This is a genomic window from Cellulomonas algicola, from assembly GCF_003851725.1.
Taxonomy (GTDB): domain Bacteria; phylum Actinomycetota; class Actinomycetes; order Actinomycetales; family Cellulomonadaceae; genus Cellulomonas; species Cellulomonas algicola.
Genome location: NZ_BHYL01000067.1, coordinates 1 through 26,931 on the forward strand (window position 1 = coordinate 1; position 26,931 = coordinate 26,931).

At 75.1% G+C, this 26,931-nt stretch carries 20 protein-coding genes, 1 tRNA gene and 1 pseudogene; 4 read left to right on the forward strand and 18 right to left on the reverse strand.

Translation table 11 applies throughout. From position 1 onward, the window contains the following. From CTKZ_RS05150 to CTKZ_RS05170, 5 genes and pseudogenes are all read right to left on the reverse strand, one after another. A pseudogene (locus CTKZ_RS05150) lies at positions 1-267 on the reverse strand (hypothetical protein); the annotation flags it as partial. Between the two features lie 99 nt (positions 268-366). Then, positions 367-3,651, reverse strand: a complete 3,285-nt coding sequence (locus tag CTKZ_RS05155; protein WP_124341945.1) for a hypothetical protein — start codon at positions 3,649-3,651, stop codon at positions 367-369. 180 nt (positions 3,652-3,831) lie between these two features. Beyond that, positions 3,832-6,384 (reverse strand): ABC transporter permease, encoded by a 2,553-nt coding sequence (locus CTKZ_RS05160; protein WP_124341946.1) that lies wholly within the window; start codon positions 6,382-6,384, stop codon positions 3,832-3,834. After that, positions 6,384-7,202 (reverse strand): ABC transporter ATP-binding protein, encoded by an 819-nt coding sequence (locus tag CTKZ_RS05165; RefSeq protein ID WP_124341947.1) that lies wholly within the window; start codon positions 7,200-7,202, stop codon positions 6,384-6,386. The genes CTKZ_RS05160 and CTKZ_RS05165 overlap by 1 nt, the downstream gene beginning before the upstream one ends. A 122-nt stretch (positions 7,203-7,324) precedes the next feature. Next, positions 7,325-8,014, reverse strand: a complete 690-nt coding sequence (locus CTKZ_RS05170) for a hypothetical protein (protein WP_124341948.1) — start codon at positions 8,012-8,014, stop codon at positions 7,325-7,327. A gap of 233 nt (positions 8,015-8,247) precedes the next feature. On the opposite strand from CTKZ_RS05170, the gene CTKZ_RS05175 reads away from it, so the two are divergent. Beyond that, entirely contained in the window at positions 8,248-12,534 is a 4,287-nt protein-coding gene (locus CTKZ_RS05175; protein ID WP_124341949.1) for a beta strand repeat-containing protein, read from the forward strand. A gap of 86 nt (positions 12,535-12,620) precedes the next feature. Here the strand turns inward: CTKZ_RS05175 and CTKZ_RS05180 are convergent, their stop codons facing one another. The 3 genes from CTKZ_RS05180 to nrdI all read right to left on the reverse strand — a co-directional run bounded on the left by CTKZ_RS05180 (position 12,621) and on the right by nrdI (position 16,573). Further along, positions 12,621-13,283: a SanA/YdcF family protein gene (locus tag CTKZ_RS05180; RefSeq protein WP_235843351.1), complete on the reverse strand. Its 663-nt coding sequence runs from the start codon at positions 13,281-13,283 to the stop codon at positions 12,621-12,623. 220 nt (positions 13,284-13,503) lie between these two features. Further along, the gene (locus CTKZ_RS05185) at positions 13,504-15,909 is read right to left on the reverse strand and encodes a beta-galactosidase (protein ID WP_124341950.1); all 2,406 of its coding nucleotides are present in this window, start codon (positions 15,907-15,909) and stop codon (positions 13,504-13,506) included. A 190-nt stretch (positions 15,910-16,099) separates the two neighbouring features. Next, positions 16,100-16,573: a class Ib ribonucleoside-diphosphate reductase assembly flavoprotein NrdI gene (nrdI, locus tag CTKZ_RS05190; protein WP_124341951.1), complete on the reverse strand. Its 474-nt coding sequence runs from the start codon at positions 16,571-16,573 to the stop codon at positions 16,100-16,102. A 150-nt stretch (positions 16,574-16,723) separates the two neighbouring features. On the opposite strand from nrdI, the gene CTKZ_RS05195 reads away from it, so the two are divergent. Further along, the gene (locus tag CTKZ_RS05195) at positions 16,724-17,731 is read left to right on the forward strand and encodes an aminoglycoside phosphotransferase/kinase family protein (protein ID WP_124341952.1); all 1,008 of its coding nucleotides are present in this window, start codon (positions 16,724-16,726) and stop codon (positions 17,729-17,731) included. A 51-nt stretch (positions 17,732-17,782) separates the two neighbouring features. Here the strand turns inward: CTKZ_RS05195 and CTKZ_RS05200 are convergent, their stop codons facing one another. The 3 genes from CTKZ_RS05200 to CTKZ_RS22365 form a co-directional block, all read right to left on the reverse strand. Then, positions 17,783-18,151 carry a DUF2200 domain-containing protein gene (locus CTKZ_RS05200; protein ID WP_124341953.1) on the reverse strand — a complete coding sequence of 123 codons (369 nt, stop codon included), beginning with the start codon at positions 18,149-18,151 and terminating at the stop codon, positions 17,783-17,785. An 83-nt stretch (positions 18,152-18,234) separates the two neighbouring features. Next, a complete protein-coding gene (locus tag CTKZ_RS21975) occupies positions 18,235-18,585 on the reverse strand; it encodes a hypothetical protein (RefSeq protein ID WP_162350970.1) in 351 nt (116 codons plus the stop codon). A 9-nt stretch (positions 18,586-18,594) separates the two neighbouring features. Next, entirely contained in the window at positions 18,595-18,741 is a 147-nt protein-coding gene (locus CTKZ_RS22365; RefSeq protein WP_235843352.1) for a hypothetical protein, read from the reverse strand. 134 nt (positions 18,742-18,875) lie between these two features. Between CTKZ_RS22365 and CTKZ_RS22725 the strand changes: the two genes are divergently transcribed. After that, on the forward strand, positions 18,876-19,052 hold the full coding sequence (locus CTKZ_RS22725) for a DUF4241 domain-containing protein (RefSeq protein ID WP_370521018.1): 177 nt from the start codon (positions 18,876-18,878) through the stop codon (positions 19,050-19,052). Between the two features lie 89 nt (positions 19,053-19,141). Here the strand turns inward: CTKZ_RS22725 and CTKZ_RS05215 are convergent. Beyond that, positions 19,142-19,214, reverse strand: a tRNA-Arg gene (locus CTKZ_RS05215). A gap of 107 nt (positions 19,215-19,321) precedes the next feature. Between CTKZ_RS05215 and CTKZ_RS05220 the strand changes: the two genes are divergently transcribed. Then, on the forward strand, positions 19,322-20,572 hold the full coding sequence (locus CTKZ_RS05220) for a low temperature requirement protein A (RefSeq protein ID WP_124341956.1): 1,251 nt from the start codon (positions 19,322-19,324) through the stop codon (positions 20,570-20,572). A gap of 55 nt (positions 20,573-20,627) precedes the next feature. Here the strand turns inward: CTKZ_RS05220 and CTKZ_RS05225 are convergent, their stop codons facing one another. From CTKZ_RS05225 to CTKZ_RS05250, 6 genes are all read right to left on the reverse strand, one after another. Then, on the reverse strand, positions 20,628-21,638 hold the full coding sequence (locus CTKZ_RS05225; RefSeq protein ID WP_124341957.1) for a hemolysin family protein: 1,011 nt from the start codon (positions 21,636-21,638) through the stop codon (positions 20,628-20,630). After that, a complete protein-coding gene (locus tag CTKZ_RS05230; RefSeq protein ID WP_124341970.1) occupies positions 21,635-23,026 on the reverse strand; it encodes a hemolysin family protein in 1,392 nt (463 codons plus the stop codon). Before CTKZ_RS05230 ends, CTKZ_RS05225 begins: the two co-directional genes overlap by 4 nt. Before the next feature lie 183 nt (positions 23,027-23,209). Next, positions 23,210-23,893: a DUF2510 domain-containing protein gene (locus CTKZ_RS05235; RefSeq protein ID WP_160142833.1), complete on the reverse strand. Its 684-nt coding sequence runs from the start codon at positions 23,891-23,893 to the stop codon at positions 23,210-23,212. A gap of 209 nt (positions 23,894-24,102) precedes the next feature. Next, positions 24,103-25,725, reverse strand: a complete 1,623-nt coding sequence (locus tag CTKZ_RS05240; protein WP_235843354.1) for an outer membrane protein assembly factor BamB family protein — start codon at positions 25,723-25,725, stop codon at positions 24,103-24,105. Between the two features lie 67 nt (positions 25,726-25,792). Continuing rightward, a complete protein-coding gene (locus CTKZ_RS05245) occupies positions 25,793-26,179 on the reverse strand; it encodes a hypothetical protein (RefSeq protein WP_124341960.1) in 387 nt (128 codons plus the stop codon). 22 nt (positions 26,180-26,201) lie between these two features. Then, a complete protein-coding gene (locus tag CTKZ_RS05250; RefSeq protein WP_124341961.1) occupies positions 26,202-26,756 on the reverse strand; it encodes a hypothetical protein in 555 nt (184 codons plus the stop codon). Positions 26,757-26,931: the final 175 nt, after the last annotated feature.

The window sequence follows — 26,931 nt, forward strand, 5'->3', positions numbered from 1 at the left end:
GGCGGGTGCGGTCGCCTCGCTCGGGAGCGGGCGGCCCGCGCTCGTGCGCGGCTCGCGGTCCGCGGTCGGGTCGTCCGCCGCCGGGACCGGCTCGCGGTCCGCAGCCCGTTGGTCCGCCGCGGTGAGCGGCTCGTGCGTCGCGGTCGCGTCGGGGGCGTCCGTGTCGGGGGCGTCCGCGTCGGAGGCGGCCGGCGGGTGCTCCTGCTCCGGGGGCGCGTCGTCGTCGGGCCCGTCGCTGCGCGCGGGCTCTGCTCGGCCGTCGGTCATCCCGCCCCCCAGCGTCGGATGTCGCACCCGGGGTCAGCCAAGCACGGACGCGACGCCGCCGCGCGCGACGCACCCGTCCCCGCGCGACGTCGTCCGTCGTCAGGCGGTCCGGCGGCGGACGACCAGACGCAGCGCGGCGCCGCCGACGAGGAGCGCGAGGGCGAGCGCGAGGAACGCGGCCGCGGACGTACCGGTCGTGGCGAGGGCGGCGTCGCTGCCCCCGGCGCCCGCGTCCGGCACCGTCGGGTCGACGGGCACCGGCGGCTGGGGCGGGTCGGGCGGGTCGACCGGGGGCGCGTAGACGTTGAGCGCGGCGCACGTGACGTCCGCCCCCTCGTCGACGATCACGACGTCGCCCAGCACGGTCGCGCTGTCGCAGGTCCAGCTGGCGAACCGGTAGTCGGCGGGACCGTCGAGCCCTTCGGCCAGCCGGTACACGCCCGGCACGACGGGGATCGAGCGGACCGCGGCGCTGCCTCCCGGACCCCGCCACGTGCCCGTCGGGCCGGTCGCGACGAGCGTGAAGTCCGCCGGCTGCGCGGTGCCGCCGACGACGACCTTCTGGAGCGTGAGCGTCCCGCCGATCCACGTGTTGGTCGCGGTGCAGGTGACCTCGTCGTTGGCGGCGAGGTCGACGGTCCGGTCGACGACGGGATGGTCGGGCCCGCAGTCCCACGCGTCGAGGTCGTACCCGCGGCCGGCGACGTCGGTCCGTGCGACCTCCGCGAGCGTGTACGTGCCCGGCGCGACGACGCCCGTCGCCCCGGCGCTGCCGGACGTGCCGCTGAACGACGAGCCACCCGGCGACGACGCGACCAGCGTCCAGTCCTGCGCCGCGGCCGGTCCGCCGTCGACGGACTTCGCGAGCGTGAGCTGCGCACCCGCCCAGCGGTTCGTGACGGTGCAGGTCACGTCGTCGCCGAGGGCGAGCGTGATCGACCCGTCGGCGGCGACGGGCACGGTCCCGCCGGACGCGTCGACGCACGTCCACCCCTGCGAGACGTAGTTCGTCAGCCCGATCTCGGTGAGCCGGTACGTGCCGGCGCCGACGGGCACGTCGGTGACGGTCACGCTGCCGGTGCTGCCGACGAGCAGGCCCCCGCTGCCGATGGCGAGCAGCACGAACGCGGACGGCTGCGCGGGACCGCCGCCGCGGTTGTCCAGGGTCTTGACGAGCGTGAGCTCCGGGGCCACGTCGGAGTTGACGATCGCGCACCGCACGTCGTCGGTGAACGGCGACCCGTCGGCACCCGTCGCGGGGACGACGAGCACGCCGTCGGGCGCGTCGACGAACGCGCCGCCGGCCTGGCAGATCCAGTCGGACGCCTCGTAGCCGGGTGTCGTCGCGGGCGACTCCGCGAGCTGGTAGGTGCCCGGGGTGATCGCGACGCGCGTGACCGCGGGCGTGCCGGTGGTGCCGCTGAACGACGTGGGCCCGGTCGCCGAGAGGGTCCACTGCGACGCGGTCGCGGTGCCGCCCGCGTCGTTGGCGACGAGCTTGGTGAGCGTGAGGTGCGGCTGCGTGGCGACGTTGGTGACGGTGCACGTGACGTCGTCCCCGGCGGCGAGGGTCACGACGTCGCCCGCGATCGGGGCGGCGCCGCACGTCCAGCCGGACGCGGTGAACCCGGCGATCGTGGACTCCCCCAGCGTGTAGGCGCCGGCGGGCACCGGCACGCGGGTGGCGGCGGGAGACCCGCTGACGCCCGAGACGGTCGCCTCCGGACCCGTGGCGGTGAGCGTCCACGCCGCGGGCGGGGCGCTGCTGCCCTCGACCTCCTTGACGAGGGTCAGGAACGCGCCGGACCACGTGTTCACGACGGTGCAGACGACGTCGGCGGGCTGGTCGACGGTCACGACGTCGGCCGCGACGGTGGCGCCGTCGCAGGTCCACGGGCCTGCGGTGTACCCGGGCGGCCCGTCCTCGGACAGCGCCCACGACGAGCCCACGTCGACGGCCTGCCGCGTGACGGCGGGCGAGCCTGCGGGCCCGCTGAGGACGACGCCGTCCGGCGCGTCCACGGCGGTCAGCGTGAAGTCGCCGGGGAGCGCGGTGCCGCCGGCACGGTTGTCGACGACCTTGGCGAGCGTGAGGCTGCCGCGCTCGATGGTGTTGGTGATCGTGCAGGTGACGTCCGCGCCGGCGGTGATCTCGACCGTGCCGGTCGCACCGCCGCCCCCGCCGTCGCACACCCACCCCGACGCGGTGTAGTTGGTCGGCCCGGACTCGGCGAGCGCGTACGTCCCGGCGGGCACCTGCGCGCCGGTCACCGCGGGACCGCCCGAGACGCCCGACACCGTGACGGGTCCTGTCGCGCTGAGGGTCCACGCCTGCGGGATCAACGACCCGCCCACGGCCTGCTTGACCAGCGTGAGCGTCCCGCCGGTCCACGTGTTGGTGACGGTGCAGACCGCGTCGCCGTCGCCGTCGGCGAGCGTGAGCGTGCTGCCGCTGACGGTCCCCGCGGTGCACGACCACGCCGACGCCGTGTACCCGGCCTGGGCGGCGGGCGTCGTGGGCGTCTCCGCGAGCGTGTACGTGCCGGACGGGACGGGCACCTCGGTGACGGTCGGCGAGCCGGACACGCCCTCGACGGTGCCGGGCGGGCCCGTCCCGGACAGCAGGAAGTCCGCGGTCGTGGCCGGGCCGCCGACGACCTCCTTGCGCAGGGTGACGAGGTGCGGCGTCGGCTGCGACCGCGAGTTGGTGATCACGCACTCGACGTCCTGGGCGAGCGACACCACGACGCTCGACGGGCCGGTCTGCGTGCCGCCGGTGCAGACCCAGTCGCCCGCGGTGTACCCCGACGGGCCGCCGGTCTCGGAGAGCTGGTACTCGCCGATCCGCACGGGTCCGCTCGCGGCGCCCGGGCCGGTCACGGTCGTGGGGCCCTGGGCGGTGAGGTTCCACGCGCTGGGCGACGCCGGACCGCCCGTCACGACCTTGCGGAGCGTGAGGCTCGGCTGGATCGCGTCGTTGCGGACCGTGCACGTGAGCGTGCCGTCGGCGGGGACGGTGACGGTCGGCGTGGGGTCGGTGAACGTGCCCGCCGCCCCGCAGTCCCAGCTCACGAACGCGTACCCGGGCACACCGCCGGACTCGCTGATCGTGTAGTCGCCCGCGGGCACGACGAGCGACTGGACCCCGTTGAGGCCGTTGCCGGTGAACGTGTACGCGGGGTCCTCGGTGTTCACCGCGGTCATCGTCCACAGCTCGCGGCGCCCCTCGCTCGCGCCCGTGTCGAGGTTCTCGATGCGCTTGAACAGCGACAGCCGTCCGGTGACGTCGGGGTCGACCGCGGCCGCGGCGGGGGCGACCGCGCCCAGCACCGCGAGGACCGCGAGCAGCACGGTGGACGCGACGGGAACGGCAGGGCGACGCACGGTTCCTCCCCCGCGGGCCGTGGCCGGCGCCGGACCCGCCCGTGCCCCATGCCGGACACGTCCCGTCGACTGTCACACGGCCGGGCGATCTTCACGACCCGAGGCGCGCGACGTGCGTGCGGCCCCGGCAGCACGACGCGGACCGCGCGAGGCGTCCGCACGGTCCGCGTCGCGGGGCCGTCACTCGTACGCGACGGCGTCCAGCACCTTGAGCCGGGCGGCGCGGATCCCGGGCCACAGCGCGGCCAGCACGCCGACGACGACGGCCAGCGCGACCATCCCGCCGAGGTTCGCCCACGGCACGGCGAGCTCCGACAGCCCGTCGTCCGCGTACACGGTCGGCATCGTCGCGGCCAGCGCGACGCCGACCGCGAGGCCGAGCACGGTCCCGAACACCGCGGTCAGCACCGACTCGATCGTCACCGTCCCGGCGAGCTGCAGGCGCCCGAGCCCGACGGCCCGCAGCAGCCCGATCTCCCGCGTCCGCTCGATCACGGACAGCGCGAGGGTGTTGACGATGCCGAGGACCGCGATGACGACGGACAGGCCGAGCAGCGCGTAGAGGATCACGAGCAGCTGGTCGACCTGGGCCGCGAGGTTCGACACGAACTCGTCGCGCGTCAGCACGGACACGACGACATAGGGCGCGACGACGTCGGCGACGGCGTCCTGCAGCTCGGTCGCGGTCACCCCGGCGGCCGCGGTCACGAGGATCGTGTCGACCTGCTGCTGCTCGCGCGGGACGAGCGTGTCGAGGACGTCCTGCCCGACGACGAGCGGCGCCCCGAGGACGTTCGTCGTGAAGACCGCCACGACGGACAGGTCCTGCGGCCCCGCGGCGCCGGCGACGGTCAGGTCGTCGCCGACCTGCCAGCCGTGCTGGTCCGCGGCGGCCTCCGTGACGGCGACCTGCCCCGCGTCGAGCGCCTCGAGCGCGGCGAGCGACCCGTCGACGAGCTCGACCTCGACGGACCGGCCGAGCGTGCCGTCGGCGAGGCCGATCACGTAGTCGACCGCGGGCTCCTCGCCCGGCCCGGAGACGGCGAGCGGCGCGAACGCGACCGCGTCCGAGGTGCCGGCCTCGGGCAGCGCGGCGACCTCGTCGACGGCCCCGGACGGGATGACCATGGTCGCCGAGCGGACCACGACGTCGGCGTTCGTCTGCGCCTCGACGACGCCCGTGACGGACTGCTGCGCGGACACCGCGATGACGGACACCGCCCCCACGAGCGCCATGCCGATCATGAGCGCGCCCGCGGTGTTCGCGGTGCGGCGCGGGTTGCGCACGACGTTGCCGCGCGCGAGCCGGCCGACGGGCCGCAGCAGCCGCACGAACGGCCACGCGAGGACGCCCACGGCGGCGCGCGCGACGACGGGCGACAGCATGAGCACCCCGACGAGCACGGCGCCCGCGCCGACGCCGAGCAGCGTCTCGGCCGCGTCCTCCTCCGGCCGGGTCAGGGCCAGGGCGAGGGCGGTGACGCCGAGCGCGCCGATCGCGAGGCCGCCGACGGCACGCCAGCGCAGCGACCGCTCGGGCACCGCGACGTCGTCGCGCATGGCCTCGACGGGCGGCACGAGCGCGGCCCGGCGGGCGGGCAGCGCGGCCGCGAGCACGCTCACGGCGGTCCCGACGACGAGCGACACGACCACCGTCGTCGCGTCGACGGGGATGTCGCCGACCAGGTCCATGCCGATCGACCCGAGCACGACGCGCAGCCCCGACACCAGGGCCAGACCGCCCGCGACGCCGAGCGCCGACCCCAGCAGCCCGACGACGGCCGCCTGCACGAGCACCGACGCGAACACCTGCAGCGGGGACGCCCCGACGGCCCGCAGCAGCGCGAGCTCGCGCATGCGCTGCCGGACGGACATCGCGAACGTGTTGGAGATGATGAACGCGCCGACGAACAGCGCGATGCCCGCGAAGACCAGCAGGAACGTCGTGATGAAGCCGAGCTGGGACGCGATGTCGGCCTTGCTGTCGGCGCGCAGCGCGTCGCCCGTGACGACCTCGAGGCCGTCGCCCGCGAAGGGTGCGAGACGCTCGGCGAGCTGCTCGGGCGTCGTGCCGTCGGCCGCGTACACGGCGATCTCGTTCACGCCGCCGCCGTCGGGCGACAGCACGTCGAGCGCGGTCTGCTGGTCGACCAGCACGATCGTCGCGCCGGCCATCGGCCCGCCGAGGTCGACGCGTCCGACGATCTCGACCTCGGTCACCTCACCGCCGAGCACGGCCGTCGTGGTGTCGCCGACGGACAGCCCGGACGACTCGAGCGTCGCCGTCTCGAGCGCCACCTCGCCCGTGCGCTCCGGCCCGCGCCCCTCCACGACGTGGAGCGACGGGTCGTCGGGCACGTAGTTGAGGGCGAGGCTGGGCGCCTGCGTGGACTGCACCGCGGTCCCGTCGGCGCCGACCAGGACGATCGTGCCTGACAGGCCGCCGATCGCGTGCGCGACGCCGTCGACCGCGGCGACCTCGTCGACGAGCTCGAGCGGCACGCTCTGCGCGGTCGTGGTGCCCATGACGACGGACGCGTCGTCGGGCTGGTCGACGCGCACGTACGCGTCGGCGGGCGCGGCGGCGTCGACGATCCCGTCGAAGGTGCCCGACAGCATGGTCCGCAGCGCGAACGTGCCCGCGACGAACGCGACCCCGAGCGCGACGGCGAGCAGCGAGAGCAGGAACCGCACGAGGTGCGCGCGGATCCCGCGGAGCGCGACGCGGCCCATCAGAGCGCGGCGGGGGACGACGTCGCCACGGGAGCGGCGGACGCGGCGGACGCGGCGGGAGCGGCGGGCTCGGTCGACCGTGCCGGGCGGAGCGCCGCGAGAGCGGCGAGCACCGACTCGGTCGTGGGGTCGACGACCTCGCCGACCAGGCGCCCGTCGGCCAGGAACAGCACGCGGTGCGCGTACGACGCGGCCGTCGGGTCGTGCGTGACCATGACGACGGACTGCCCGAGCTCGTCGACGGACCGGCGCAGGAAGCCGAGCACCTCGGCGGACGACGTGGAGTCGAGGTTGCCCGTGGGCTCGTCGGCGAACACGACGGCGGGCCGCGTGACGAGGGCGCGCGCGCACGCCACGCGCTGCTGCTGCCCGCCCGAGAGCTCGGACGGCTTGTGGTCGAGGCGGTCCTCGAGCCCGACGGCGCGCACGACGGTGTCGAGGTGCGCGCGGTCGACGGGACGCCGCGCGATGTCGAGCGGCAGCGTGATGTTCTCGAGCGCCGTCAGGGTGGGGACCAGGTTGAACGCCTGGAAGACGAACCCGAGGCGGTCGCGGCGCAGCCGGGTGAGCTTCCGCTCGTTCATGCCGGAGACCTCGAGGCCGTCGACGACGACCGTCCCCGCGTCGGTGCGGTCGAGCCCCGCCATGCAGTGCATGAGCGTCGACTTGCCCGACCCGGAGGGGCCCATGATCGCGGTCAGCTCGCCGCGGCCGAAGTCGACGTCGACGCCCGCGAGCGCGTGCACCGCCGTGTCGCCCCTGCCGTACGTCTTGACCAGCCCGCGCGCGCTCGCGATCGGGGTCGTGTCCCTCGCCATGTCCTCCGCCTCTCACCGCACGTCGTCCGACGTCCGTGCTCACCTCACGGCACGCCGACGCGTGCCCGCCACGGACGATGGTCCTCGTGCGGCGGGGTCGGGGACATCGGTGACGTCCCTGGTCAGGCCCTGGTCGGACCCTGAGCGGCGTCGGGCGTGCCCCCGGGGGCGGACCCCGGGCCGACGTCGCCGGTGCGCGCGGCCGGCCGGTACGGCTCCTCCCGGACGGCGTGCGCGACGACGAGCTTCAGCACCATCACAGGTCCGAACCACGCGAGGCCCTCGGGCGTTCCCGCGATGGGGGCCGCGACGAGCGCGACGGTCGCGAACCCGAGCGCGACGGGCCGCTCGAGGTAGGCGGGGACGGACCGGACGACGACGACGCCCGCGACCGGCACGAGGTACCACCACAGAGCCCACACCCAGGTCACGTCGGGCACGACCACGGCGAGGACGAACGGGTGGACGTGCAGCGCGGTGAAGGCGACAGGGTCGTGCAGCACGCGGTCGAGCCGGGTCACGGGCGGCGCGAGCGGGGAGTGGTACAGCCGCTTGGCGGAGCCGAGGGCGTTGGCCGCGACGCCGCCGGTCACGTCGACCGCGACGAGCAGCACGACGACCCACGTGAGCCAGGGCCAGTCGTCGGGTGCGGTGAGCACCAGGACGCCGACCGCGAGCGCCGTCGTCGCCCACACGACTCCGCGCTCGGCGCGCGTCGCACCGGTGCCGAACAGCCAGTCGCGCGGGCCCGGCGGGACCACCCAGTCGACGGGTGCGGCGCGGGTGGCGCGCGCCGAGGTCGCCTCGTCCATCCGTCCGTCCTCTCCCCCTGTCCGTCCACCCTGCGCCGTCGTGGGCCGGTCGTCCACGTGTGGGCCGTTGGCGCAGGTCACGCCGGTTCGTCGCGGTTGTCCTCGGCCGGACGGGTGGCGCGGCGTGTGACGTGGGTCGTTGAAGGTTCAAAATCCGCGCGCGAGACCGGACGCTTGTCCAGGTCCCCGAAGAAATCGAGGGTCTGATCCCCGACGAAAGCTGTGGCCCCCTCATGCCCACCGGCCCCCTGGCCCCGTCCGCGCCCCCCACCGGGGCCCGCCGGCCGGCCCGACGCACGACCGCCCTCGCGGTGCTCGTCGCGCTCCTCCTCGCCCCCCTCACGGCCCTCGGCCTCGCGAGCCCTGCGGCCGCCGCGACGGTGCGCGCCTTCACGCCCGTGTTCTCCGCGAACACCAACGGCGACATCCTCATGGCGGCCAACACGCTCATGACGTGCAACGCCACCTCGGGCACCAACTACACGAACTGCGCCGCCGCGCGCGCGTCGAGCGTCAACCAGGCGTACTCCAACAACGACTTCACCGCGCAGTTCGTCAACGACGACGCGGACGCCTCGACGTTCAACGCGTCGAGCGCGACGCTCACCGTGCCGGAGAACGGCTCGGTGCTGTTCGCGGCCCTCGTCTGGGGCGGGCGCACCGAGACCGCGAACGCGACCTGGTCGAACTCGGCCCTCCGCGGGAACGTCAAGCTCAAGGTCCCGGGCTCCGCGACGTACCGTGACCTCACGGCGAGCCAGGTCGACGTCAACACGTCGGACAACGGATACCAGTCGTACCTCGACGTCACGGGCCTCGTCGCGACCGCGGGCAGCGGCGTGTACACGGTCGCGAACGTCCAGTCGACGACGGGCACGACCGACGACTACGCCGGCTGGTCGCTCGTCGTCGCAGTCGCGGACCCGGCCGCGCCGGCCCGCAACCTCACGGTGTTCACCGGCTTCGGCTCCGTCGCGTCGGGCAACGGCATGCCGACGTTCACCGTGAGCGGCTTCCTCACGCCGCCGAGCGGGCCCGTGAAGACGACGCTCGGGGCCGTGACCTACGAGGGCGACATGGGCCTCACCGGTGACGCGTTCCGCCTCAACTCGACGACGATCTCCGACGCGCTGAACCCCGCCACGAACCCGTTCAACTCGTCGATCAGCCGCCACGGCGTGGCCGTGCCCGGGCGTTCCCCGTCGTACAGCAACCAGCTCGGCTTCGACGCCGACCTGTTCAACGCCGACGGCATCCTGCCGAACGGCGCGACGAGCGCGAACCTCACGCTCACCACGGGCGGCGAGACGTTCTACCCGGGCGTCGTCACGTTCGCGACCGAACTGTACGACCCGAAGCTGCTCGGCGTGAAGAGCGTCGAGGACGTCAACGGCGGGCTCGTCGAGCCCGGCGACGTGCTGCGCTACACGGTCCCCGTGCAGAACATCGGCCTCGACACCGCGTCCGACTCGCGCTTCTTCGACGCGATCCCGACGGGCACCACCTACGTGCCGGGCTCGCTCGTCGTCGACACCGTCCGGCAGACCGACGCGGCGGGCGACGGCGACGTCGGCCACTACGACGGCTCGCAGAACGGCCACGTGATCGCCTACCTCGGCTCGGGCGCGACCTCCGTGCACGGCGGCGACGTCCCCGTCTCGGCGTCCGGGTCCACCGCGCAGCACACCGTCGTCTTCGACGTCCGGGTGAACGCCGACGCGCGCGACACCCAGAAGATCGTCAACTCGGCGGCCATGACGTACCGCGGCGCGACCACGTACGCCGCGGCGGCGTCCGCGTCCAACGTCCTGCTGAACCCGGTCGTCACGACGCCGCTGCCGGGCGTCAACCGGCCCCCGGTCGCCCAGCCGCACGTCCTGACGTTCACGCCCGGGCCCTCGCAGCGCCGGCTCGACATCGACGTGCTCGCGAACGACAGCGACCCCGACGGGGACGTGCTGACGGTCGTCGCCGTCACCGACACCGCGGGCGGCACCGCCGAGATCCTGCCCGACGGCCGGATCCGCTACACGCCGCGCGACGACTTCGCCGGTCGTGACGTGTTCACCTACACGATCCAGGACCCGGGCGGCTACCGCGCGACCACGTCGGTGCAGATCGAGGTGCTCAACACCGCGCCGAACGCCGTCGCCGACACCGCGACCACGCGCGGCGCCACGCCCGTGGACGTCGACGTGCTCGTCAACGACACCGACCCCAACGGCGACACGCTGCGCCTGCGGTCCGCCGGACCGACGAGCGCCAACGGCGGCACGGTCACCGTCCTCGACGGCGACACCGTGACCTACACACCGCGCGCCGGCTTCAAGGGCACGGACACGTTCGAGTACGTCGTCGAGGACTCGCGCGGCCTGACCGACACGGCCGTCGTGACCGTCACGGTCACGAACAACGCGCCCGTCGCGGTCGCGGACTCCTACACCGTCAACACGGGCGCCACGCGGTCGATCTCGGTGCTGGCCAACGACACCGACGCCGACGGCGACCCGCTCACCGCGGTCCTCGTCACCGGTCCGGCGCACGGCACGCTGACGCTCAACCCGAACGGCACCGGCACGTACACGCCGAGCGGCTCGTACCGCGGGACGGACTCGTTCACCTACCGGGTGTCCGACGGCACCGCGCAGTCGACCGTCGTCACGGTCACCTTCACCGTCAACGGCGCACCGACAGCCGGCGACGACACCGCGACGGTCGCGGCCGGGCAGACGTCGGTCGACGTCGACGTCCTGACGAACGACGCGGACGCCGAGGGCGACCTCACGGTCACCGTGACCGGCGCGCCCGCGCACGGCACGACCGCCGTCCAGGCCGACGGCACCGTCCGGTACACGCCGAGCACCGGCTGGGCCGGCACCGACCGGTTCACCTACACGGTGACCGACGAGGGCGGGCTCACGGACACCGCGGAGGTCGTCGTGACCGTCGCGAACACCCCGCCGGTCGCCGTCGACGACACCGCCAGCACCGCGACGAACACGTCGGCGAGCCACGTCGCCGTGCTCGCCAACGACACCGACGTGAACGTCACCGCCGGGGTCCCCGGGCAGTCGCTGCGCATCGTCTCCGCGACCGCGGACCGCGGCACGGTCGACGTCGAGACCGACGGGACGCTGAGCGTCCACCCGCCGACCGGCTTCTCCGGCACGATCGTCGTGACCTACACGGTCGGCGACGGCGCGGGCGGCACCGACGTCGGCGAGCTCCGCGTGACCGTCGCCAACGGCTCGCCGTCCGCGGTCGCCGACGGCCCCGTCACCACGCCGACCGACCGGTCCGTGCTGGTCGACGTGCTCGACAACGACACCGACCCGAACACGGCCGACGTGCTGTCGATCGTCCCGGGCTCGGTCACGACGCCCCGCGACTCCGGCGGCACCGCCCGCGGCACGGCCGCGATCGAGAACGGCGAGGTCCGCTACACGCCGCCGACCGGCTGGGCCGGCACCGTGACGTTCACCTACGACGTCACCGACGGCGACGTGACGGCCACCGGCACGGTCACCGTGACCGTCGCCAACGCCGCGCCCGTCGCGGTCGACGACACCGCCTCCACGGCGTCCGGCACGCCCGTCACCGTGGACGTGCTCGGCGACGACACCGACGCGAACATCCCGGGCACCGACCAGGTGCTCGTCGTCACCGGTGCCACCGCCGACAACGGTGCGACCGTCGTCGTCGAGACCGACGGCCGCCTGACCGTCACGCCGGCCGCGGGCTTCGCGGGCGACGTCACCGTCACCTACACCGTGTCCGACGGTGCGGGCGGCACGGACACCGGGACGCTCGTCGTCACCGTCGCCAACGCGGCACCCGTCGCTCCCGCGGTCACCGGGACGACCCCGTACGCGACGCCCGTCGAGCTGGACCTGCTGGACGGCGTCACCGACGCCAACGGCGACCCGCTCACCGTGACGGTCGGCACCCCCACCGGCGCCGACGGCACCACGCGCGGCACCGTGACCGTCACGAACGGCGTCGCGACCTACACCCCGCCCGCCGGGTTCTCCGGCACCGTGACCTTCACCTACACCGTCGACGACGGGACCGACACGACCACCGCCACGGTGACCGTCACCGTCGGGAACGCCGCACCGGTCGTCGTGAAGGCCCCCTCGGGCGGCACGAAGGTCACGACCGGCACGGGCACCTCGGTGACGATCGACGTCCTCGCCGACGTCACCGACCCCGACGGCGGCACGGTCACCGTCGTCGACGTCACGCAGCCGTCGTCCGGCGTCGTGGCGATCGTCGACGGCAAGCTCGTCTACACCCCGGCGCCCGGCTTCACGGGCACCGTGACCTTCACCTACACGGTGGTCGACGACCAGGGCGCCCGCACCACGGGCACCGTCACGGTCGAGGTGGTCGACGGGCGGGCGGCGCTCGCCACGACCGGCGCGGAGGTCGCGACCGTCGGCGGGGCCGCGCTCCTGCTCCTCGCCCTCGGCGCGACGCTGGTCGCCGTGCGGCGTCGCCGGGCGGTCACGACCGCCTGACGCCTCGACGCCGACACCATCGGAGCCCGGTCCCCCAGGGGGCCGGGCTCCGGTGCGTCGGGCCGCCGGCGGTCGCGGCGGTGCGGTCAGCCGTCGGCCGTCGCGAGCGCGTCGTCGACGCCGGTCTCGCGCGGGCCGCCGAGCGCGGGCGGGCGGGACGTCGCGGCGTCCCACGCCGCACGCAGCGACGCCGGCACCTCCCGGACCCGGTACACGACGGCCTTCGCGGGCTCGACGCTCGCCGCCGACACCCCGACCCCCGTCACGTCGATCCCCGCCTCGCGGCAGGAGAAGAGCATGCGGCGCAGGTGGTAGCTCTGCGTGACGACGACGGCCTGCTCGACGCCGAACACGTCGTGCGCGCGCACGCACGTGTCGTGCGTGTCGAGCCCGGCGTGATCCCGCACGATGCGACCCGCGGGGACGCCCCGGTCGACGAGCCAGTCGCGCATCGCGGTCGGCTCGTCGTGCCAGCGCGTGCTGTTGTCGCCGCTCACGAGCACCACCTGGACCGTGCCGCGCGCGTAGAGGTCCGCGGCCGCGTCGAGGCGACGCCGCAGGTACGTCGACGGGCTGCCGTCGGGCCGCAGCCCCGCCCCCGGGACGATGACGACGGGCGTGTCCGCGACGTCATCGACCGACGCGCGGACGGCCGACTGCCCGACGCCCTGCACGACGAGGAACGTCCCGAGCACGGCCGCGCCGAGCACGCCCGCGCCCACCGTCACCAGCCTCCGCACCCTCGCCACGGCGGCGATGCTAAGCCGGGCGCCGTCGCCGCGTCGGCGAAACCCGCGACATCGCCACGAGATCGCGACATCCGGGTCACTCCCCGTGGCGAGAGCGTCCACTCGCGACCGGTCCTGCGCGGGCGCGTCCGGCGGCCGGGCGCGCGGGGCCGTCGAGCGGGAGCGACCAGACGTCAGGTCATCGGGGCGCGCGGGGCCGTCGAGCGGAAGCGACCGGACGTCAGGTCAGCGGGGCGCGCCAGGTCCTCGAGCGGGTCAGGGCGACCGCGTCCAGCGAGCCGAGCGGGCCCTCGACCGAGCGGCGACGGTCCGCCGCCTCCGCGGGCAGCCACACCGCGGCGTCCGGGTGCAGCGGGAGCACGCGCACCGACACGCGGTCCCCCTCGGCACCGGGCAGCACGTCGAGGTCGACGTCCCACGGCGTCCCGTCCCAGAACCGGTCGGCCACGACGCGACCGTCGACGAGCAGCTGCGCGACGTCCCCCGCCCACGCGACGTGCAGGTGCCGGACGGTCCCGTCGACGGGCACGCCGACGTCGGCGAGCCGGTGCTCGGCGGAGAGCTCCGCGACCCGGTCCGCCGAGGGCGCCGACGCCCGACCCTCGTGCGCGCCGTACGACACCGCGGGCTCGCCTGCGGCGCGCACCGGCGTCGTCACGACCGCGACGGCCCCGACGGCCCCCGCCGCGACGTCACCGACAGCATCCGCGGACCCGTCGTCGGCGGCCCGGCCCGTCCCCGCACGCACGTCGAGCCGCTGCCAGCCGTCCGGGGTCCACCGCTGCACGAGGGGCAGCGACGACGCACGCACGACGACCTCGTCGTCCTCGAGCCACAGCGGGTCGGCGCTGCGCAGCAGCACCCGACCGTCGGGCCCGTCGAGCACCCACACGCGATCGGCGTCGGCGGCACCGAGGACGAGCACCCGTCCGCCCGCGGCGCCCGCGTGAGCCGCGCGGTCCGCGTCGTCCGCGTGGGCCGCGCGCCCCCGAGGCGCGTGCAGCACGACGACGCCCCCCGTCCTCTCGTCGAGCGCACGGACACCGGGCGCGACGGTCCAGCCGTCGCCGGACACGCGCACGTCGGGGTCGACGACGACCTCGACCGGCACCCCGGCCGACGCGAGGAGCACGAGCGTCCCGTCGGGCAGCGTCGTGAGCGCGGAGGCCGTGGCCCAGCGCAGCCGCACCGGCACGCCGCCGGCCGCCGTGACGTCGAGCCCGAACGGCCAGCGCGCGAGCGTGCCCGCGGGCACGTCGGTCGGCCGCGACGGCAGCACGACCGGCCCGGACGGCAGGTCGACCTGCACCTGCACGCCGCGCAGCGTGGGCAGCGGGACGTGCGGCTGGTGCCAGACGACGAAGACGAACCCGGTGCCGTCGGCCTCGCGCACCGACCAGCGCAGCGTCGCGCTGTCGTCGACGCCCGACGGCAGCGCGTCGGGCAGCGTCGAGGGCATGGTCGCGAGCACCGGCCCGAACGCCGCGAGGAACGCGTGCTGCGTGCGCAGGGCCGCGTGCGAGGGCGCGAGGAGCCCGGCGGCGCCGACCGGGGCGTGGAAGTCGTAGTCGTACGACGGCAGGTCGTTCGGGTAGCCGGTCGCGTGCGACTCCTGCAGGTCCGGGCCGGGGTTCGAGCCGCCCGCGTACATGTAGTAGCCCTGCCACGCGGACCCGGACGCGACCTTGCCGTGCGCGACGGCCGCCACGTCGAGCGCCGACGGCACGGGACGCCGGTGGTACGTCGTGGCCATGCCACCGCCGAGCTCGCACGTCGCGGGCGGGAACGCGGTGTCGCGGTCGACGGTCGGCGCGCCCTCCTCGCCGCGGACGTCGGCGCCGATCCCGGGGTCGTCCCACGTGTGCGACACCTGGTAGTGCGCGCGGAAGGTGTCGTGCCACCCGGCGTCGGCGTCCACCCAGAACCCGTCGCCGTACCCGCCGTACAGCGGCAGCACCTCGCCCGCGGGCAGCTGTGCGCCGCCCCACGCCGTCGCGGTCCACAGCGGCGCGCTCAGCCCGGCCTCCCGGGCCAGCCGCTTGAGCGTCGCGAGGTGACCGGGCTGGTCGTAGAGCTCGTTGTCGAGCTGGATGCCGAGCACCGGACCGTCCGGCCCGCACAGCGCGCCGAGCTCGACGCCGAGCCGCCCGAACCACCCGCGCACCAGGTCGAGGTAGCCGGGGTCGTCGGTGCGGTGCCGCACGGGCGCGTCCTGCACCCAGTCGGGGAACCCGCCGTTGCGCACCTCGCCGTGGCACCACGGCCCGATCCGCAGCACGACGCGCAGCCCCTCCTCCGCGCACGTGCGCACGAATGCCGCGACGTCGAGGCCGTCGTCGAACCGCGCCGCGCCGCGCACGGGCTCGTGGTGGGCCCAGATCACGTACGTCGCGACGACGTCGACGCCGCCCGACCGCACGAGCCGCAGCGTCTCGCGCCACCGCGACCGCGGGACGCGGGAGTAGTGGACCTCGCCCGACACGGGGATCCAGGGCGTGCCGTCGCGCTCGAGCCACCGCGACGTCAGCGCGAGCCCGGGCCGCACGTCCTCGTCGTTCGCCATCGCCGGCCGGGTGAGCGGCTCCGACCAGCCGGTGGGGCGCACGCGCGGGAGGTGGTCGGGCACGGAGAGGCTCCTCGTCGTCGGGGGTCGCCGGCCTGTCGGGCGTCCGCCGGCGCCCCACTCTCGCACGTTCCGACGCCCGACTGTGCACGGTCCCACACCGGTCGGCCCGCGTGTCCTCCGCGCCTGCCCGGCCGGTCCGGCGCGAGCGACGCCGTCCGCAGGGCCCGGTCGTCCGCCGCCCGCGCGCAGGTCAGCCGGCGACCGTGCTCGCGTGCGCGCCCGCGAGCGCACGGTCGAGGTCCGCGAGGATCTCCCGGCACCGCGCGACGTCCCACGGCGTCCCGGCGAGCTCGAACTCGAACAGCACCGGCCGCCCGGACCGTGCCGCGATCTCGCGGCAGGCCATCTGGTAGTGCGTGCCGAAGTTGCGGTTGCCCGACCCCATGACGCCGACCAGCGCACGACGGTTGACGGGCGAGCGCAGGAACCGCCGCACCCCCTCGGGGATCGTGTCGTTCGCCGGGTTGCCCGTCTTGTAGGACGGGGTGAGGAGCACCCACGGCCCGTCGACCTCGGACAGCCGGTGCTGCCGCTCCGCGAGGTTGCGCACGGGCCGGTCCAGCCGCTCGGCGAACGTCCGCACGAGGCCCGACGTCGACGAGTAGTAGTAGACGGGCGTCTGCCGCGCGCCCTCGTCCTGCGTCGCACCCGGGTCCGTCGTCACGTCGTCATGCTCGCCCGCACAGCGGCGCGGGACGTAGGACCCAGGGCCCGGGCACCCACCGCCGAGACCGGCTGCAGGCGACGGCGACGCGCCGCGAGACGGCGGGTATTCGACTGGCCCCCCGCGTCGCGACGTGCCCACGATGCGAACGTGCTCACCCTGAACCAGATCCGCGCGCTGCGCCGGACGGTCGACGACGCGTGGCGCTCGCCCGTCGCCGACGCGGTCGCGGCCGCGTGGGGAGCGCCCGCCGGGTCGGCGCTGCTCTGGCGGTCGTCGGCGTCGCACGTCGTCGTGGTCCCGGGTGGGGTGCGGGGCGTCGACCGGCCCGTCTACCTGCGGTTCGTGCCCGAGTCCGCCGACGGCGCCCGCGGCTTCGCACGCGGCACCCTGCTGCACGCCCGCCTGTCCGCCGACCACGCCGACGTCGCCGCGCTCGTCCCGTCGTCGTCCGGCCGCCTGCTCGAGCGCGTCGCGACCCCGCTGGGCGACGTCCTCGCCGCCGCGGTGCGCCGGGTCGACGGGGACGAGACGGACGTCGACGACCTCACGCCCGACCTCGCCGCCGCATGGGGCCGGGGGCTCGCCCGCTTCCACGCCGCGGCCGCCCGGCACGCCGACGTCGTCGACACCGCACCCGCTCCCCCGCTCGCCGCGCTGCTCGACGACGCCGACGACGCGCTCGCCACCGCCGCGGCCGCGCTCACCCGCACCCTGCGCGACGTGCCACCGGCGCCGCTCGTCGTCGGGCACGGCGACCACGAGCTCGACAACCTGCGCTGGCGCGACTGGCGGCCCGTGTGCTTCGACCTCGACGAAGCCGCCCGACGACCGGCCGCCGCCGACGTCGCCTCCGCGGTCCGCGACCTGCTCGGCGCCGACCCGACCACGCCCGCGCACCCCGACCTGCTCGACGCGTTCCTCGACGGGTTCGCCCGGACGTCAGGGACCGTCGTCACGCCGCACGCGCTGCTGCCGCACGTCGCCGCCCTGGCCGCGTCCCATGTCGTCGACGTGCGACGCGTGCTCGACCTCCCGCCCGACGACCTCGTCGACCCCGCCGACTCCCCCTGGCTGCCCGACCTCGCCGACCGCCTCCGCGCCCACGCGGCGACGCAGCGCGGGATCCTCCTCGCCGCGACCCGCGCCCTCGCCTGACCCTCCGGCGAGGGACTTCGGCACCCGCGCAGGAGTCGAACGGAGAGGTCGCTAGACCGCCGCCGGGGTGCTGCCGCGCAGGATCGACGTCATCTTCTTGCCGCGCGCGACCTCGTCCACGAGCTTGTCCATGTACCGGATCTTCTGCATGAGCGGGTCCTCGATCTCCTCGACCCGGTACCCGCAGATCAGGCCCGTGATGAGCGACGCGTTCGGGTTGAGCCCGGGCGCCCGCGCGAAGAACTCCTCCAGGGTCCGCTCGTCGGCGACCGCCTCCCGCAGCCCGGCGTCGTCGTACCCCGTGAGCCACGTGACGACCTGGTCGACGTCCTCGCGGGACCGGCCCTTGCGCTCGACCTTCTCCACGTACAGCGGGTAGATGCTCGCGAAGCTCATCCCGAAGATCCGGTGCCCGGCCATGTCGCTCGCCCTCCGTCGTCACGCGCGGCGCCGTGCCGGCCCCGTCGTCCCTGCGGCCAGTATCCCGCCCGCGCCCGCCGCGGTCAGGAGCGTCGTCGCGGCCAGTCGAGCATGACGAACAGGTCCCGCTCACCCGGGCGCCCTTCGAGCAGCGCCCGCGCGAGCGCCGGCTCGCCCGCCTGCTCGCAGGACCACAGCTCGAAGTCGACGACCTGCGACCACGCGGGCGGCAGATAGCCGAGCACCGTCGTGCCGCGCACGACCTTCACGACGTCGTGCTCGGTGCGCGCGAGCACCACGGCGAACCCGCGGTCCGGGGTGCGCGACGGTGCCCGCGTCGGCTCCTCGACGAACCCGCGGACCCGCACGGGCACGCGGCCACCGCTCGACGGCACGAGGCGGCCGGGCAGGTCGGTCGGGGGCGACCAGTGCATGGCGGGAACCTACTCCTCGACGCCGTCGCCGTCGCCGGGGACCGTCGGGACGGTCGCGGAGCACGTGGTCAGGCGGGTGCCGTCGACCAGCACGTCGACGTCGACGGTCCCGGCGCTCGCGCCCTCGAGGGGGATCCTCGTCCACCCCGACGTCACGTCGACGCCGCTCTCCGCCGTCCCACCGGCCGTCGTGGTGCGGACCGCCAGCTGGCGCGACGGGTCCGCCGACGACGCGACGTCCCGCCACGACAGCTCGAGCGCGACGGTCGTGGGCCCGTCGTCGCGACCACATCGAGCACGGCGTCGACGCGGTCGTCTTCAGCGCCGGGTACGGCGACGGCGGCTACCCGACCTTCCTCGGGTACGACGCCGACGGCGTCGTCGTGAGCGCCGTGTCATACGGCGGCGTCCTGCCGTGGGCGCTGAGCGGTCTGCCGGGGACACCGCCGGACGAGCCCGGCATCTGACATCCGCCGCGGGCACGGCACCCTCCGGGGACGACGACGTCCCGGAACGACGAAGCCCGCCCCACCGTGGCGGTGGAGCGGGCTTGCTGTGCGCCCGGAGGGACTCGAACCCCCAACCTTCTGATCCGTAGTCAGATGCTCTATCCATTGAGCTACGGGCGCGTGACCCTCGCGGGCCGTCCTGAACGATACAGGGACGACCGGCCAGTCCCCAAACCGGAAACACGTGACCCTCGGCACGCCGCGTCGTGGCTGGCAGGATCGCGGCCATGACGAGCACCGGACGGCTGGGCACGGGCGGCGGGCGGGTCGGGATGCGGGCCGACGTGCTGCGGCACGGTGACGGCCACGACGGCAGCCGCGTCGGGTACGTGGAGCTGTTCTTCGACCTCGTGTTCGTGTTCGCGGTGACGCAGCTGTCGCACCTGCTGATCGCGCACCCCGACGGCGAGCACCTGCTGCAGACGCTGATCCTCGGCTGGGCGATCTGGTGGCTGTGGACCGACACGACGTGGGTGACGAACTGGCTGGACCCCGAGCGGCTGCCGGTGCGGGCGATGCTCATCGTGCTGATGCTGCTGGGCCTGCTGATGTCGAGCGCGATCCCCGAGGCGTTCGGGGACAAAGCGCTGCTGTTCGCGGTGCCCTACGTGACGATCCAGGTCGGGCGGACGCTGTTCACGGCGTGGGCGATGGGCCGGCACTGGCCGGTCAACGCGGTGAACTTCGTGCGGATCACGATCTGGCTGTCGGTGTCGGGCGTGTTCTGGGTCGCGGGTGCGCTGCTGGAGGAGCAGCGGCTGCTGCTGTGGGCGGTCGCGGCCGTGATCGACATCGCGGGGCCACGGTCGATGTTCTGGGTGCCGGGCATGCGCGGGACGCACGCGTCGACGTGGGAGGTGCGCGGCGACCACATGGCCGAGCGCGTGGCGCTCTTCATGATCATCAGCCTGGGCGAGTCGATCATCGTGACCGGGACGGCGTTCGGGGACCTCGCGGTGACGCCCGTGACGGTCGTGGCGTTCCTCGCGGCGTTCGCGTCGACGGTCCTCATGTGGCTGCTGTTCTTCGACCGGTCGGAGCGGAAGGCCGCGGAGTACTTCGCGTCGCGCGACGAGACGGGGATGGTCGCGCAGACCGCGTACACCTACGTGCCGTTCCTGCTGGTCATGGGCATCGTGGCGACCGCCGTCGCGGACGAGCTCGTGCTCGCGCACCCCGAGGGGCACCACGGCGCGACCGACGGGTGGACGGCGTGGATCATGTGCGGCGCGGTGGCCGTCTACCTGCTCGGCAACGCGCTGTTCCGGCGGGCGACCGGCGGGCGCTGGTCCGTCTGGCACCTGGGCGGCGTGGCCGCGGCGCTCGCGCTCGTGCTGCTCGCGCCCGTCGTCACGCCGCTGACGCTGTCGTGGCTCGCGAACGCCGTGCTGCTGGCCGTCATCCTCGGCGACGTCCGCGCCGCCCGACGTGCGAAGGCCGCAGCCCGAGCCCGCGAGGGGGACCGGGCTGCGGCCTAGTCGTCGGGCCCGGGCGTGGCTGCCGACCGATGGCACCGACCGCCGAGCCGACCCGTCAGACCGCGTCGGCGAGCCTCGGGAACAGCCGCGCGACGAGGTCGTCGAGCGTCACGACGCCCGCGAACCGCGCGTCGTCCCGCAGCACGGCGAGGTGCTGCCGCTCCTCGCGCATCTGCGCGAGCGCCTCGTAGACGGGCGTCCCCGCGTCGAGCGTGAGCACCGGCCGGACGAGGTCGTCGACGGGCTCGTCGTCGCCGCGCACGAGGGTGTCGCGCACGTGCACGACGCCGGTGAGGGCGTCGCGCGCACCGACGAGCACGCGCAGGTGCCCGGTCTCCCGGGTCGCCGCGCGCACGTCCGCGGCGCTCGCGCCCGACGGCACGGCGGTGGGGTCGCGGTCGGAGCGCGCGAGGTCGCCGACCGTGAGCGTCTGCAGGTCCAGCGCGCCGGTGACCTGCGCGGAGTAGGCCGCGTCGAGCGCGCCGACGTTCGCGGAGTGCTCGACCAGGTGCCGCAGGTCGTCCGGGTTCTGCCCGCTCGCGACCGTGTCGGTCGGCTCCACGCCCACGCGACGCAGGCACCAGTTCGCGGCCTCGTTGAGCCCGCGCAGCAGCGGCCGCGTGAGCCACATGAACCCGCGCATGGGCAGGGCGAGCAGCGTCGCCGACGACTCAGGGTGCGCGATGGCCCACGACTTCGGCGCCATCTCCCCGACGACGAGGTGCAGGAACGTCACGACGACGAGCGCGAGCACGAACCCCGCGACGTCCGACGCCCACGCGGCCAGGCCCCACGACTCGAACAGCGGGGTCAGCCAGTGGTGCACGGCGGGCTTGGTGATCGCACCGAGCGCCAGGGTGCACGCGGTGATGCCGAGCTGCGCACCCGCGAGCAGGACCGTGAGCTCACCGGACGAGCGCAGCGCGGCGCGCGCCGAGCGGCTCGTCGGGGCGTCGTCCTCGAGGCGGTGCCGCTTGGCGGCGAGCGACGCGAACTCGACCGCGACGAAGAACGCCGACAGCGCGATGAGCGCGACGGTCACGACGGCGACGACGAGCGGGCTCATCGGGCCTCCTCCGACGTGGCGGCCGCGATCTCCGCGGCGGTGGGCGGCGGCTCGGCGGGCACGGTGACCCGGACCGTCGCGGGGACGTGGCGGTCGACCTCGAGCACGTCGACGCGCATCCACACCTCCTCGGCCCGGTCGGCGTGCGCGAGCTCGGCCGGGTCGGCGGGCAGCAGCACGAGGACGCTCGTGCCGACGGGCGGGAGCGCGCCGTGCGCCTCGATGACGAGGCCCGCGATGGTCTCGACGTCGCCGCGCGGCAGGTCGCGGCCGATCGCGCGCTCGACCTCGTCGAGGTGCACGTCGCCCGGCATGACCCAGGCGCCGTCGTCGAGGACGGGCGCGGCGCCCGTCTCCGGGTCGTGCTCGTCGGTGATCTCCCCGACGAGCTCCTCGGCGAGGTCCTCGACGGTGACGACGCCCGCGAGGCCGCCGTACTCGTCGAGCACGCACGCGAGCTGGTTGGTGCCGGTCAGCGCGCGCAGCGCGTCGGGCAGGGCCATGGACGTGGGCACGAGGACGGGCGGGCGCAGCAGCGTCGCGACGGGGGTGTCGTCGGGCTCGGTCGTCGCCAGGACGTCCTGGAGGTGCACGACGCCGAGGACGTCCTCGTCGTCGGACACGACGGGGTAGCGCGAGTGTCCGGTGCTCATGCGCAGGCGCAGGTCGCCGACGGTGTCGTCGGGACGCACGACGTCGACGCGCGAGCGCGGGATCATCGCGTGCTCCACGTCGCGCTCGGGGAAGTCGAGGATGCGGTCGAGCAGCACCGACAGCTCGGCCGGCAGGTCACCCGACTGCGCGGACTCGGCGACGATGTGCTCGAGGTCGCGGACGGTCGCGGAGTGCTCGACGTCGTGGACGGGCTCGATGCGCAGGACGCGCAGGAGCGCGTTCGACGCGGAGTCGAACACGCGGATCAGCCAGCCCATGACGCCCAGGTACAGCGTGGTCGACGCGGCGAGCGCGATCGCGACGGGCTCGGGGCGGGCGATCGCGAGGTTCTTCGGGAACAGCTCGCCGAACACCATCTGCACGAGCGTCGAGAACAGGAGCGCCAGCACGGTGCCGACCGCGATGCCGACGCCGGTGGGGATGCCGACGCCGCCCAGGGCCTCGCCGAGCGACTCACCGATCAAGGGCTCCGCGACGTACCCGACGAGCAGGCCCGTCACGGTGATGCCGAGCTGCGCGCCCGACAGCATGAACGACGTGCGCTTCGTGACCGCGAGCGCACGACGAGCGGCGGGGTCGCCGGCCGCGGTCCGCGCACCGAGGCGCGACCGGTCCACGGCCATGTACGCGAACTCCTGCGCCACGAACCAGCCCGTCGCCGCGGTGATCGCGAGCACCACGAGCATGCCGACGAGCAGGGACAGCACCCACATCTCAGCGCTCACCCACCCTCACCGGTCGTCGTCGTCGGTGGGGTGGGTAGGGACTACAGCCGCCGTCCATCTCTCTCCAGGTAGGGAACGTTCGCCTCGGCTCAACGATGCCGCAGCCCGGCGAGTTCCGCCGCACGGCCGTGACGCCCGCCACGGACGTGCGGCACGCGCGACGACCAGTGCTCAGTAGACGGCGGTGCTCTCCTCCTGGAGCCGCTGCTCCAGGTCGCGCGCCGCGGCCACGGGCCCGGCGACGACCGGCACGAGCGCGACGAGGAACGCCACGACGACCACGAGCCACCCCGCGGCTCCCAGCGCGGGCGCGCCCCGGAAGAGCGCACGCCGGTAGTCGCGCACCGCACGCGACGCGAGCGCGACCGCGGCCAGCACGAGCAGCACCGAGAAGGTGTTGACGACCGACCGCATCCAGAGGCTGACGAGACCCGACAGGGCCAGCACGCCGAGCGCGAACCCGAGGAACCAGAACGCGGTGCGGCGCACGGCACGCGCCTCGTCCAGCCGGTTGAGCTGGTAGGCCGCGCCCTGCGAGACGGTGTCGGCGAGGTTGAGCGAGTCGCCGAGGCGCGCCGGCACGTAGCCGAAGGTGGACGCCGGCGCGGCCGACGTGGCGACCGCCGGCGCGGCCGACGTCGCAACCGCCGGAGCGGCTGACGTCGCGACGGCCGGCGACCACGACGTCGACGCCACCGCCGGGCCGGGGGTTGCGACCGGTACCACGGTCGCGTGCGCGCGGTCCGGGTCGGGCGTCGTCTGCTCCGTCCACCGCGCGCCGTCGAACCACCGGCGCACCCCCGGCGTCACGCCGTCGGGACACCAGCCGGGTGGGGCGAGCTCAGCGTCGGTCACCGCACGATCCTCGGTCCGCGCCGCGACGCGCGACACCGCCCTCCGGGCGAATCACCCGGTCAGCCGCCCCGCTGCCGGTCTGGCCCGACGGCTTGGCCGCCGCGGCACGCGCCACCGCGTCGGTGATGGGCTGCTGCTGGGCTCACACCCGTCGAATCCGCACCGAGCGGTCGAGGTGAAGGGCTCGATCGGGCGACCGGTCGTCCCTGTCATCGCCCGAAGACGAGGTACTCCTGCCGGTCGCCGTTGCCGGTCATGACACCGAGAGCGAGCCGGCCGGTCGGGGAGGCGATCCACTGGACCTGGTCGCCGGTGAGCCCCTCGGCGCCCGTGGGCGCCGGGGTCGGGGCCGGGCCCGGCACGACGACGTGCTCGTCGCCCGCGTCCCGCACGTGCACCGACCAGAGACGTTCGCCGCGGTAGGACAGGGCGTCCAGCTGCGTCCCGCCGGCCACGAGGATCACGCGCCCGTCCGTGAGAAGGCCGTTGATCGAGCTTCCGTCACCCGACGTCGCCACGCGCCACCGGACCCGGCCCGTGCGGGCGTCGACCGCCGCGACCTCGTCCGACGTCCGGACGACGACCAGGCCGTCGACGGCGATCGCGACCAGCACGTCCAGACCCGGCACCTCCCACCGGACGGTGCCGTCCGATTCCCGGAGCCGCGCGACGGACCCGTCCGGCTCGGCGGAGGGCACGGCCGTGCCGCCACGGGTGCGCACGTAGCCGGGCGCGGCAGCCGAGCCCGTGAGCAGCGCGTCGCCGAGCGTCCCGTCGTCGAGGCCGACCCACTCGACGTGGTCGCCGTCGAACGGCACCTCGGACCCGTCCGGCCGCACGAGCATCGCCGGGACGTCGCCGCGGGGCTCGTCGCTCGCGAGCTCCGGGTCGTCGACCACGACGGCACCGCTGCTCAGCAGCCGCGTCATCCCCCACCCTGTCCCGTCGTCGAGCGTCCGGAGCAGCGTCCCGTCGGTCGTCGACAGGAGCCACCCGGCATCGCCCACGGTGTCGGACACCAGCAGGCGCTCCTCGACGACCATGAGGTCGAGGAACGTCTGGTCGTCGGCGGGGCGGCGCGGCATCTCGAGCGTGCGCGTCCACAGGTGCGACCCGTCCCACCGCGAGGCGTCCAGCGTCAGGCGTGACCCGTCGAGGGTCCCGACCACCATGCCCCACGCGCCGGTGCCGAGCGCCGCCCCCACCGGCAGGTCGGTCCGTCGCACGACGTCCCCGTCGGAGGCGTCGACCTCCACCACGGCGGCGAGGTCCTGCCAGAGGCCGCTGTCGTCGGCGGTGGGGCGCTGCCAGCGGACCACGCACCGGGCGGTCGTGGCCTCCGGCACCTCCGGCTCCCAGCACCACCCGCCGGCGTCGGTCGCGCCCCCGACGGGCGCGGCGAACGCCGTGTCCCACACGACCTCCGCCGTCGCCGGGTCGATCGCGACCAGGTGCGCCTCCCGGCTCTGGGACGAGCCGGAGGTGCCGGTGACGAGGACGTCGGCCACGGGCGCTCCGCCGCGGAAGAAGGCGGACACGACCGGCGGGGCGCCGCCGTCCTCCCACGAGTACGAGCCCCGCACGAACACGGGGAACGACGGGTCGACGGGGTCGAGAACGTACGGGACGTCCGCGAGCGCGGCCGCACGCGCGTCGTCCGCCGCCTGCACCCGCCGGTCGCTGACGACCTGGAAGCTCACCAGCCCGACGACGACCGCCGCGCCCGCGGCCAGCCAGCGCGGCCGGCGACGGACCCGGTCGAGGAGCGACGGCTCGGACGGCGACGCGGCCGCGGGCGCGTCGTCCGGCTCGACCAGCTCGACGGCGTCCATCGTCACGCGCCGGACGCTACCCGCCGGCCGCACGCCCGCGCTGGCCTTCGGCCGACCGGTCGTCGGTTCAGGGCGCGACGTAGAACGCGAGGTCGAACTCGCAGCCGTCGGGGGCGTAGTCGGTGCTGTCGGTGCTGCCGCTCCCGCCGCCGCCGAGCCGGATGTGGCCGCCGTCCGTGTAGCTCGTGCCGTCGTACGTGAGCGTCGTCCCGTCCCACGTCGTCCGCGGACGCTGGAAGACCGGCAACCATCGCTGGCCGAGCTCGTCGACGACCGTCAGACACACGTCGGTGACGGACACCGTCCCCTCGAGGAGCGCCGCGTCACCACCGTCGGAGCTCGGCGTCACGTACGCGACCGGACCGCCCTCGACGACCCCGCTGCCACCCTCCTGCCCCGCGCACCCGCCGAGGGCGAGAAGCGCGGCGGCCGCGAGGGCCGGGCGTCGTCGCACCGGGGAGGCTGCGGAGCCCGCGTCAGGCCTGCGGGCCGGGCGCGGTCGGGGCGTCGGCCGGCGGCGTCGGGGAGGGCGCCTCGGGGGCCGTGGTCGTCCACGCGCCGCGCAGCGTCGCGAACGACCCGAGCGCGCCGAAGCCGACCGCCCACGCGAGGTCGCCGCCGTACTCGGGCAGGACCTCGGGCAGGACCGGCCAGAACCACGACCAGAAGTTCGGCTCGGTGAGGGCGTCCCATGTGCTGACGCCGCCCTCCTCGGCGACCGCGACCGCGGCGTCCCACGCGATGCCGCCGACGAACGCGAGCGCGAGGGTCACGACGGTGATCGCGAGGACGACGAGCGCGCCCGGGCGGCTCAGCCGGCCCGCGCCGAGCACGTACAGCTTGACGGCGACGAACGCGACGGCCGCGGCGACGATCGACGCGATGAAGCCGAAGCCCCAGATCACGACCCACGCGGCGATGCCGAGGGGGATCGTCGCGAGCGCGAAGAGGGCGCCGCGGCCGACGTTGCCGACGGGCGCGACGGCCGGCGGCTGGACGGGCGGGGCGGACGGGACGACGTGGTCGGACATGCCGGTCTCCTTGCTCGAGCCCGGGCTGTCCGGGGTGGTCGGCGCACAACGTAGTGGCGCGCGGCGCGCGGGCGAGGCCAGATCCGTGCGGGGTCACCCGTCCGGATGACAGCGGGGTCGGTCCGGGCGGTCGCGGCCACGGCGGAACCCGTGCCCGCCGGATGCGGGGCGTCCC